This is a genomic window from Craterilacuibacter sp., assembly GCF_051659485.1.
Taxonomy (GTDB): domain Bacteria; phylum Pseudomonadota; class Gammaproteobacteria; order Burkholderiales; family Chromobacteriaceae; genus Craterilacuibacter.
This window is the reverse complement of record NZ_JBOFOO010000219.1, coordinates 1-6,967: the sequence shown is the minus strand read 5'-3', so window position 1 is coordinate 6,967 and position 6,967 is coordinate 1. Positions and strand designations below refer to the sequence as shown.

The window sequence follows — 6,967 nt, the reverse complement described above, 5'->3', positions numbered from 1 at the left end:
ACTCGGGACTCGGGACTCGGGACTCGGGACTCGGGACTCGGGACTCGGGACTCGGGACTCGGGACTCGGGACTCGGGACTCGGGTTCAGTGTTGCGAACCGACCAAGCACGTCAACACCGCGGCTCCCTATTCCCGTCTCCATTATTCCGAAAAATCCAAAAGCCAGCCCCTCCAGCCCTTACTCCTGCTTGAACGCAATCAGATGATCCAGCTCCAGCCGGATGCCTATCGGCTCACCGATGGCGTGATTATGGTGACTGGAGACTTGGGCCAGTACCCGTTGCCCGGATGGCAGCGCCAGCGTGTAGTGAAAATCAGCACCGCGAAACACCTTGGAAACAACGACTGCAGTCTGGGGACTCGCGTCGTCGTGCACCACATCATCAGGACGCAGCAATACATCGACCCTATCACCGGTCTCAAAGCCCAGCGGCAGCAGCCCGCAAAACTCGCCTACCTCAAGCTCAAGGCAACGCGGCCCGCTAACCTTGCCTGCCACCAATACGCCCTGCCCGATAAAGTCGGCCACATAGCGTGATACCGGCTCGTGATAAAGCTGATACGGCGTCGCCCACTGCAATAACCGCCCACCATGCATCACGCCGACTTTGTCAGCCACGGCAAAGGCTTCGTGCTGATCATGAGTCACCAGTATCGCACTCACACCCTCATGCTTGAGAATGTCGCGCACCTCACGGCTAAGGCGCTCACGCAGATCCACATCCAGATTGGAAAACGGTTCATCCAGAAGTAGCAAGCGCGGCTTGGTTGCCAATGCCCGCGCCAGTGCAACCCGCTGCTGCTGGCCGCCGGACAACTCATGCGGGTAACTCTTGGCGTAACTTGTCAGTCCGACCAGTACCAGCATCGCCCCCACCCGCGCCTTGCGCTCGCTACGCGCCAAGGCAGACAGGCCAAATGCGATATTGCGCTCGACGGTCAGATGCGGAAACAGCGCATAGTCCTGAAAAACCATGCCTATTTCGCGCAGATGAGCCGGCACCGCCATACTGGCATTAGCCAGCACCCGACCGCCCAAGCTCAGTTCGCCCTGCCCCAGAGTCTCAAAGCCGGCGATGCAGCGCAATACCGTAGTCTTGCCACAACCGGAGCCGCCCAACAGGCAACCTATTTCGCCGTTCTGCAGGGAAAAACTCATCTGGTCAATGACCGTGCGCTCGCCATAGGCATGCGATACCGCAGTAAATTCAAGCAAGGGGTGCATTTCAGTCTTCCTCTTTGGACAGCAGGATCACCGGCAACAGGCCGGCCAGCACAATCATGACCGCAGGCAAGGCAGCGCGCTCCCACTCCCCCTCACTGGTCAGGGTAAAAATACGCACCGCCAGCGTATCCCAGCCGAACGGGCGGGTCATCAGCGTGATCGGCATTTCCTTCATGACATCAACGAATACCATCAGTAGTGCCGTCATCAGCCCGCCACGCAACAATGGCAGATGCAGGCGCCCCACCAGACGCCAGCCGAACCAGCCAAGATTGCGCGCCGCTTCTTCTTGCGAGCGGGTAATGCGGTGCATGGCCGCATCGACCGAGGTATGTCCGACAGCCAGAAAGCGTGCGAGATAAGCCAGCAGCAATACAAACATCGAGCCCTTGAGTATCGCCGTCGTCCCTGCGGGCAATATGCCGGACAAAGCAGCCAGCAACACATTATCCAACCAAGCTACCGGCACGAAAATACCAACAGCCAGCACCGTACCCGGCACGGCATAACCCATGACTGCGAGGCGCGACAGCACCCGCGTCGCACGCGACGGGTCACGCCGCTGCGCATACGACAGCAAGAGCGCGACCGCACACACCAGTGCAGCCGCCAGCGCCGACAACACCACAGAGCGCAGCACATAAGCCAGCAGATCACGATTAAGCTCGGCATCCAGACTCTGGAAGGACCACCACACAATCTGCCCGAAAGGCAGTACAAACGCTGCCAACAAGATCAGCGAGGCAAACAGGATGGCAAAAAAAGCATGTGTGCCAGTCAACGGCAGACGGTGCAAGGCGGCAGCACGGCCGCTTGGGGTATAGGCACGCCGTCCGCGTGCGCGCTGCTCCAGCACTACCAACACAAATACAATCAGCACCAGCATAGAAGCCAGTTGCTTGGCGGTGTCCAGCGAAAAGAAGCTGAACCAGGCCTTGTAGATGGCCGAGGTAAAGGCGTCGTAGTTAAAGATAGAGACAGTACCGAAGTCGGCCAGCGTTTCCATCAATGCCAGCATTAGGCCACCCATGATCCATGGCCGCGCCATCGGCAAGGCAACGCGCCAAAAGCCTTGCGCGCGCGACAAGCCCAGCGACTGCCCGACCTCCAGCGCACGCCGCCCCTGGGTCGAAAAAGCATTGCGCGCCAGCAAATAGACATAGGGGTAAAAAGCCAGCGTCAGTACCATGATCACGCCAGGTGTCGAGCGTATCGAGGGCACCCAGCTCGAGTCGCCTGTAGTGACACGCAACCAGCTTTGCAACGGGCCGGTGTAATCAAACAAACCAAGCTGCGAAAAGCCCATCACATAGGCCGGCATCGCCAGTGGCAGCATCAGGGCCCAGTTGAAAAAACGTCGCCCGGGAAAGTCGTACACCGAGACGAGCCAGGCTAGCGACACACCGATCAGTAATACCCCAATCCCGACACCCACGATGAGATAAGCCGTATTGAGAAACAGTTGCGGCAATAAATACTCGACCAGATGCGACCAGATCTGCGGGTCAGGGCTGAATACGGCAGGCACGATCACGGCCAGCGGGATCAACGTCAACAGACAGATCAGGCACACCACGATGCGCCAGCGCGGCAAATGGGGCAAGGCAGAAAATTTTGACAAGGCAGGCAAGGTCTTTATCGGTGGATGGGAAGCTTAGGCATTATACCGGCCAGACAAGACAAAAACCGAACCTAGGCGGTTCGGCTTTTGTCATCAGACACACAGGCTTAACGATAGCCGGCGCGGTCCATCAGCATGACTGCTTCGGCCTGACGGCTGCCGGCATTGGACACATTGATCAGGTTATGCTTGAACGAACCCCAGGCTGCCACTTTGGCATCCGGCTTAATCTTCGGGTTGACCGGGAACTCCATATTCACATCGGCAAACATATTCTGCGCCTTATCCGACGACAGCCACTCCAGAAGCTTGGTCGCAGCCGCCTCTTGCTTGGTGTAACGCGCGAGGCCAGCACCCGAAATATTCACATGAGCCCCCTTAGCTTTCTGGTTGGCCCAGAAGATACCCAGCGGCAGCTTCGGGCTCTTTTCCATCAGGCGGCCGTAGTAATAGGTGTTGGCAATGCCGACATCACACTGACCAGCTGCAATTGCTTCCAGCATCTTGGTGTCATCTGGAAACACATCGGTCGCCAGATTATTGACCCAGCCTTTAACAGTCTTTTCGGTAGCTACTTTACCATTTTCAGCCAGCATCATGGCAACCAAGGACTGGTTGTACACCTTTTTGGAAGTGCGCAGACACAGCTTGCCCTTCCACTTGGGATCGGCCAGATCTTCATAGCTGGACAACTGGCCCGGCTTGATTTTTTGGGTGTTGTAGAAAATGGTACGGGCACGAATAGACAAGCCGGCCCATTCTTTTTTCGGGTCACGCAGATGCGCCGGCACATTGGCATCTATCACCTTGGAGCTGTACGGCTTGAGCAGACCCATCTGGGATGCCTGCCACAAATTGCCGGCATCCACCGTTAGCAGGATGTCGGCCGGAGAGTTGCTGCCTTCGGCCTTAAGGCGCTCCATCAGCGGACCTTCCTTGTCCATGATGTAACGGATATTAACGCCTGTTTCCTTCTGGTAGGCATCGAATAGCGGTTTAACCAATTGCTCGCCGCGCGCACCATACACCACTAGCTCTTCTGCCAGCGACCATGTAGACAGCGATGCCAGTACGGCACCCATCATCAGCATTTTGTTCAAGCTACTCTCCCGCACGACGTTGGTTTTGATGCCGCGATAATAAGCTGAATGATAACAATTATCAATAGTACCTTGATAAATAGGCCTGCATACTGCAGGCCTAGTCTCAATCAAAAACGGCGGGGAAAACGCGCCAGATCACCGGTCTGCGGTAAACGACCGCCATTCATGATGCCGATAGCCAAACGCGGCTGCACCTGAGTGATAGACACATCCCCCAATAACACTTCCGGCACGCCTAACACCTCACCCGATGCTGCGCGGATCCGGGTATCGGGCTGTTGCCGGTAAACCAGCAAACGATCCCCCACCGCCAAACCATCTACGGCACCGGCACCAAGATAAACCTTGCCCCCCTCCACCCGCACTACACGCGAGGTAAACGGCAGACAGGTCATATTAGCGGTGAGATGCTCGACGGCCTGATCTAGCAAACCGCTGATCATGCGTCCATAATCGCTACCAGCCAGCGAATACGGCGTGAAACTGCGTGCCGAAGATGGCGCAACATCGCCGCGGGCAACACCACTCAGGCGCTCACGTGCCAGCAGTGCACCACTAAAGCCATCATATAGCCACACATCCATACTGAACTGCCGCGCCACCGGCGCAACACGCATGGACGCACCTAAAAATCCGGCAAACGGGCCGTTATAGGTGATACTGGCATCCACGCTATCTGCCACACCAAACAAGGACACACGTGGGGCCTGAGCCGTCACCTGACTATCAACCACTTGGCCTGCCACCACAAACTGCACATCCTCACGAAGACCCAAGGCGCGGGCGCTATCAAGCCCGGCCAAGGGTTCATCCCGCACGCCCGGCGCAAACAAGGTATAGCGGCCACCATCCAAGCCCGTCACATTGGCGTGCTCCGACAAGCGCCGCGCGAGCTCAGCCGGCAGCCAGTGCGAGATATCGCCCAACCCGCTACTTTGCTGCGGGTGATTGACTGCGAAAAAAGTACTCAGCGCGCGGCGCTTAAGAAAGCGCCCCGGTGGTAAAGCGCCAGCGGCGCAAATATCAGTAGCCGCAGCAGAGGCCGGAACAGCCGCAGGCTGTGCTGCAGCCGATTCGGATGATAGCGCCGCCGTATCCAGACTGACCGTCACATACAAAAGCTGCTCGCCTTCACGCTCGGAGATCACCGTCATCCGCCCCGGAACGCGCTTAGGACCCAGCAATGAAGACTCGGCCAAGCCCTGACTACCAAGCTCACTGACGCCAAGCAAACGCCCACCATGAGACACGGCAATCTGTGAGAGCGCGTCATCGATGGCCATCTCGCGGGCAGCCTCCCGGCCCGCGCCAAGCGAGGCCATCCCTTCCGCCTGATAGACAGCGGCCATGGCAAGAGAAGCCCATGACAGGAAAGTCGTCAGCAGCAGCAAACCCATCCAGCGGACAAGCGAGCCTGTCATTATTGCGCCATGTAAAAATTGTTACCCCAGGCGCAGGCTTTTCCAGTGCAACTGCCAGACAAGCTAGCCTGAGCCGGCAGAGCAGGCATCGCCTCTGCGGTACGCTGCACCTGCTGGGTCTGTCCTGCCAGGGCATTGCGATAGGCTTGATAAAAAGTCTCGTCCAGCACAATTTCAGCGATAGTCTCGGCACTACCATCCGGTTTCATGCTGGTCGATACAATGCGCACACCGCGCAAATAAGCATCTACATAAACACGGAAGATATCGTTAATCGTGACTAGATTAGAAACCGAGCTACTCCCCACCAGACGCACACCCTGCACCTGCTCCGCAATATTGCGATAGGCGTCAAGCTGGGAAGCGCGCATCGCCAATAAGCGTTGCTGCACGCCAGACAAGGATTTGGAGTACGGTGGCGCACCACGTCCGACTACGCGGACACGCAGTGCCTCATAAGCAGACTCAGGCAAAGGAGCAGCCGGCTTGAGTACGATTTTTTCCTGCACAACGACCTTGGGCGCCTGTCCAGGCCCCGCATAACCACCACCTAGCACTGTACCATCCACGCCCATCGCCGGTGCATTGGCAATACGACCAGCAGCAGGCGGTACATCGGCAACAACCATCCAGCCCGAAGACGGATTAATACTCTTACTCGGCGCAGCGCACGCGACACATGATGCTAATAGCAAAAAGGCAGCACTTGATTTGAAAAATTGCATTATCTACACCCGCGAGTATTTTCAACAGATATTACGTTATCGGCCAAAAAACTGCGCGCTTTAATCACCATGGGCCAAAAACTGAAACACAGCAGTACTACTTGCATGGCGCCAAAACCTGACTTGCCCCCGCGGAAGCCACCGATACACTTACCCGGATAGAGACCTGCAGCCTCCCCTACGGCAGCTTGAAAATCAGGCTGTCGCCATAGACTGGCTTTTGAGATACTCACCCAGTGCACAACCAGCCGATAAAATATGGGAACGGATATATTCGGCAGCCTCTTCGGCTGCACGTTCACGACACAGGCGCAGCAACTGGCTATGCTCAAAATGCGCACGTTTCATCGTATGAGTGAGCAAAATCTGCATACGCGTGTAACGATCGGTTTTATTGTGCAAGGACTCGATCAATGACAAAGTGTTCGGGCGTCCTGCAGAACGATATAAGGCAAGATGAAAACGGGAGTTGAGCTCCCCCCACTGCCGCACATCATGTGCGTCCAATGCTTGCTCGAACTCCTTAAGCGTTTGTTCGGCCAAGTCCAGATCCTCTTTCGTCTGAAGCGGTATAGAAGCCGCCAGCACCGAGCTTTCAAGCATTGCCCGGATTTCAAGCAGCTCCTGCACATCCTCAAATGAAAGCGTGGAAACCAGCGCTCCCTTATGATCAATGATCTGAATCAAGCCTTCAGCCTCCAGCTGGCGTAAGGCCTCACGCACAGGTACACGGCTGACACCGTATTCATTGGACAAAGCCTCCTGCCGCAATTGCTGACCATCGGCAAACTCGCCCGAAAGAATGCGTTTACGCAAGGACTCAGTGACAGCACTAGTCAGTGTCTGGCGTTTGATCGGCTGCAAAGTAGTC

At 56.6% G+C, this 6,967-nt stretch carries 6 protein-coding genes; all 6 read right to left on the bottom strand.

Annotation, left to right across the window (positions count from 1 at the left end; genetic code table 11):
• Positions 1–179: 179 nt before the first annotated feature.
• Entirely contained in the window at positions 180–1,226 is a 1,047-nt protein-coding gene (locus ACRC1E_RS07870; protein WP_438514553.1) for an ABC transporter ATP-binding protein, read from the bottom strand.
• 1 nt (position 1,227) lies between these two features.
• The gene (locus ACRC1E_RS07865) at positions 1,228–2,847 is read right to left on the bottom strand and encodes an ABC transporter permease (RefSeq protein WP_438514552.1); all 1,620 of its coding nucleotides are present in this window, start codon (positions 2,845–2,847) and stop codon (positions 1,228–1,230) included.
• A gap of 107 nt (positions 2,848–2,954) precedes the next feature.
• Positions 2,955–3,947 (bottom strand): extracellular solute-binding protein, encoded by a 993-nt coding sequence (locus ACRC1E_RS07860; RefSeq protein WP_438514551.1) that lies wholly within the window; start codon positions 3,945–3,947, stop codon positions 2,955–2,957.
• A 110-nt stretch (positions 3,948–4,057) separates the two neighbouring features.
• The gene (locus tag ACRC1E_RS07855) at positions 4,058–5,371 is read right to left on the bottom strand and encodes a flagellar assembly protein T N-terminal domain-containing protein (RefSeq protein ID WP_438514550.1); all 1,314 of its coding nucleotides are present in this window, start codon (positions 5,369–5,371) and stop codon (positions 4,058–4,060) included.
• Entirely contained in the window at positions 5,371–6,000 is a 630-nt protein-coding gene (locus tag ACRC1E_RS07850; RefSeq protein WP_438514549.1) for an LPP20 family lipoprotein, read from the bottom strand. The genes ACRC1E_RS07855 and ACRC1E_RS07850 overlap by 1 nt, the downstream gene beginning before the upstream one ends.
• 291 nt (positions 6,001–6,291) lie before the next feature.
• The coding region (locus ACRC1E_RS07845) for a GntR family transcriptional regulator (RefSeq protein ID WP_438514548.1) at positions 6,292–6,967 on the bottom strand (676 nt) is incomplete at its 5' end.